The organism is Azospirillum sp. TSO5 (genome assembly GCF_003116065.1).
GTDB lineage: Bacteria > Pseudomonadota > Alphaproteobacteria > Azospirillales > Azospirillaceae > Azospirillum.
In genome coordinates this window covers 1-3,715 of record NZ_LGQY01000081.1, presented here as the reverse complement: position 1 = coordinate 3,715, position 3,715 = coordinate 1, and the positions used below count along the sequence as shown (strand labels likewise).

At 62.3% G+C, this 3,715-nt stretch carries 3 protein-coding genes; 2 read left to right on the top strand and 1 reads right to left on the bottom strand.

What is annotated here, in order from left to right; all coding sequences use genetic code 11:
• On the bottom strand, positions 1-701 hold a 701-nt coding region (locus TSO5_RS20730; RefSeq protein ID WP_199230963.1), incomplete at its 3' end, for a hypothetical protein.
• A 358-nt stretch (positions 702-1,059) separates the two neighbouring features.
• Here TSO5_RS20730 and TSO5_RS20725 point away from each other — a divergent pair.
• Entirely contained in the window at positions 1,060-1,347 is a 288-nt protein-coding gene (locus TSO5_RS20725) for a FeoA family protein (RefSeq protein WP_109049275.1), read from the top strand.
• Complete coding sequence (feoB, locus tag TSO5_RS20720) at positions 1,347-3,455, top strand: ferrous iron transport protein B (RefSeq protein WP_109153337.1); 2,109 nt, start codon at positions 1,347-1,349, stop codon at positions 3,453-3,455. The genes TSO5_RS20725 and feoB overlap by 1 nt, the downstream gene beginning before the upstream one ends.
• The last annotated feature ends 260 nt before the right edge of the window (positions 3,456-3,715 follow it).

The window sequence follows — 3,715 nt, the reverse complement described above, 5'->3', positions numbered from 1 at the left end:
CTGGTCATGATCGTGCCGAGACCCAGACCACCGTACTGCTGGGCCTGCGACAGGAAATCGCCCAGCGATGCGCCAAGCGGCCGCGTCAGCACATAAGCGATCCAGAAGGTCAGGATCGGGTTGGCGCCGCGGTAGTAGGCCAACGTGACAAGCGCGATCAGCCCGCCGAAGACGAGCACGCCGAGCCGGAAGCCGAGTTGGAGCGCCTCGGTCGCAAGGTCACCGGCCGCCGTGCCCAGGGCGAAGGTGAAGAGGATCGCCGTCCAGTAGAACACCTCGCGACGGCTGGTGACGATGGTGTGGATCGACAGGGTCCGTTCAGCCGCATACCAAGTGGCGAAAATCGCCGCCAGGGCCACCGCGAACACCGTGGTGCTGACGTAGAGACTGACGTTCAGGCCGTCCGTCAGCGCATCCGTGATCTGGGTGCCGACGACGCTGACCAGAACGACGGTCAACCAGTAGATCCAGGGCACATAAGCCCGCGCACGCAGTTGCAGCAGCAATGCGCCGCCCAGCAGCATGGCCATGATCCCGCCGGTCAGGCCGGTCCCCAGGCCGACATGGACGGCCAGATAGTCGGCCCCGGTTTCGCCCACCGTGGTGGACATGATCTTGATGATCCAGAAGATGAGCGTTACCTCCGGCACCTTGTTCAGCATACCGGTGCCGGACGCTCGTGCGTCGTGTGTCGCGTGCATTGGATGGCTCCTTCGCATGTTCGCGGTGATTTCGCGGCTCGGAAGAAGCCTAGGGTCGGCAAGGTTCGCCGGCGGTGGACCCGGTGTTGAAAAATCCCAATGTCGGAAGTGAGTGCCGCCGGAGCATACGCGGTCCGAGAGGAGAGAATGGAGTGGCGTCTCTTTTCCTTACCGGCAGCTCACAGGAACTATACAAATTCCCAATGTTTGGCCGACAGAGGTGTGCGCCTCGTATCTGCTATTGCGGATCATTTGCATTTTCAGGATGCTTCGGCCCGATAGCCCGCACCAAACCGAACGTCAGTGTCGAGAAGGCGGACTGCCTGTGCGCGGGATAATCCAGGGGATTTTATCGACGATGCAAAGATCGGTGTTGCTCCGCCAACCACTTGGCGGCCTGCGCAAGGGTGTCCGGGCCGAGGTGGCCGGCCTGGATGAGGGAGCGGTCGCAACGACGCTGCCAACTGGTGAGCTGGAGCGGCGGCTCATCGAAATGGGGCTGATCGAAGGTGCGGCCATCGAAATCCTGCATGAAGGATTTCCCGCGCGCGATCCCATCGCGATCCGTGTCAACGACCACACGATCGCGCTTCGTCGCAATGAGGCGAACGCCGTACTCGTCGATATTCATGGAGACCAGCGGTGATGCCGGAAGCCATCATCCTTGCGGCCCCGCTGGTCGCCCTCGTCGGAAACCCCAACTGCGGCAAGACCGCTCTGTTCAATGCGCTGACAGGCAGCCGGCAAAAGGTTGCCAACTATCCGGGCGTCACGGTCGAGCGGAAGGAGGGCCGCTGTGTCGGCCCCACCGGGCGACGCCTGCGAGTGCTTGATTTGCCCGGCACCTATTCATTGCGCGCCCGCTCGCCGGACGAGGAGGTGACCCGTGACGTTGTGCTTGGGCGGCGGGACGGAGAAGCCGTTCCGGACATTCTGGTCTGCGTCGTCGATGCCACCAACCTGCGGCTCAACTTGCGCCTCGTTCTGGAGTTGAAGCGGGTCGGTCGCCCGGTGATCCTGGCGCTGAACATGATGGATATGGCCGAACGGCGTGGCTGCAGTATCGACGTGGAAGCCCTGTCCATTGCGCTCGACATGCCGGTGGTGCCCATGGTGGCGGTCCGCCGGGACGGCGTCCAGGACCTGATCGATCGGATCGATCGCGGTGTCGGCAGCGATGCTTCCGCCGGGCTGGAGAAAGGCGCTCCAGGCTGGACCGAGCCAAGTTCGCAGGACCTGCGCGCATATCACCGTGCCGTCGAATCCATTCTCGCGCAGGCGGTGCGCACTCCGTCCAGCCCCCATACCGTAACGCGGCGCATCGACGCGGTTTTGCTGCAGCCGGTGCTCGGTCTCGGTGTTCTCCTGCTGATCCTTTTCCTGATGTTTCAGGCGGTATTCGCATGGGCGAAGCTGCCGATGGACCTGATCGATGCCGGGTTGAGCTGGACGAAGGACGCCGTCGCCTCCGGCATGCCGGCCGGCCCCTTGAACAGTCTTCTGACCGACGGCGTCATCGCGGGTGTCGGCAGTGTCGTCATCTTTCTACCGCAAATCCTTGTGCTTTTCCTGTTCATTCAGGTGCTGGAGGATTCCGGCTATATGGCACGTGCGGCCTTCCTTCTGGATCGGTTGATGGGCGGCGTCGGTCTACATGGCCGGGCGTTCATCCCGTTGCTCTCCAGCTTTGCCTGCGCCGTCCCCGGCGTCATGGCGACACGGACCATCGAAAACCGGGCAGACCGTTTGGCGACGATCATGATCGCACCGCTGATGACCTGTTCGGCACGCCTGCCGGTCTATGCGCTGCTGATCGCCGCCTTCGTTCCAGATCGGCCCGTGTTCGGAGGCGTGATCGGTCTGCCGGGCTTGGTGATGTTCATTCTGTATGCGGCGGGCATTCTCGCGGCGTTGCTGGTGGCCTTCATTCTGAAGCGGACCCTGTTTCAAGGCGCCCGGGAACCGCTGCTGATGGAGTTGCCCGCCTACAGGTTGCCCCGTCCAAGCAACATCGCCCTTGGGCTTGCCGAACGCGCCAAGACCTTCCTGACCCGCGCGGGCACCACGATCTTCCTCCTGATGGTGGTGATTTGGTTCCTCGCGAGTTATCCCGGAGCGCCGGAAGGAGCCACCGGCCCAGCGATTCAGCACTCCTTTGCCGGCATGATCGGCCATGCTCTCGAACCGGCGCTTGCCCCCATAGGCTTCAACTGGCAGATCGCCATCGCGCTTGTGCCGGGTATGGCTGCACGGGAGGTGGCCGTCGGGGTGCTCGGCACCGTCTATGCGCTCAGCGCCACAGGTGATGCGCTGCGGGTTACTCTGGGCGACACCCTGGCAACATCGTGGAGCCTGCCGACAGCGTTGTCATTGCTTGCATGGTACGTCTTCGCCCCCCAATGCCTGTCGACCTTGTCGGTGGTGCGGCGTGAAACGAACTCCCGGTTCTGGCCTGCCGCGATGTTCACCTACATGCTCGCCTTCGCTTACGCGTCCTCGTTCGCGACCTACCGGCTGACGAGTGCCATTATTGCAGAGCGGTCTGCGGTTGGATTCGGTTTCGGCTGGCAGTCGGTCATCGTCGTTCCCTTGGTGGCTGCTGCCCTCGCCTGGACATTTTGGCGGTATCTGCTTCCAGTAAAAGTGCGGGCACTGATGCACCGTTCTGTGACTGGGGACAATTCGCCGGCTTCCGGTTGTGGCGGTTGCGGGAACTGCGGAGCATCGACGAAACCGGGCACCGGATGTCACTGACATACAATTCGAAAGCGCTCGGCTATGCACTGGCCATATTGGTTCCGAAGATCAAGGTGCTGCCGTCGTTCCAGACGACACCGGCCTCCTGACAGCCGGGTCAATGTGGACCTTGAGGTCATGTCCGATGAAGGTTGGCATTGGAAACCGAAGGGGAGGCGTCGGATTATGAGAGCTGACGTTACTCCACTTTCCCGAGCTTGAGTTTCTGGTTCGTTCCTATATCCCGGACAATCTGGTCACTTTCGTGTAGTGACCCC

Excerpts from the sequence above, each read along its gene's own strand:
- feoB (WP_109153337.1), top strand. The coding sequence starts at position 1,347 with ATGCCGGAAGCCATCATCCTTGCGGCCCCGCTGGTCGCCCTCGTCGGA.
- TSO5_RS20725 (WP_109049275.1), top strand. The coding sequence starts at position 1,060 with ATGCAAAGATCGGTGTTGCTCCGCCAACCACTTGGCGGCCTGCGCAAG.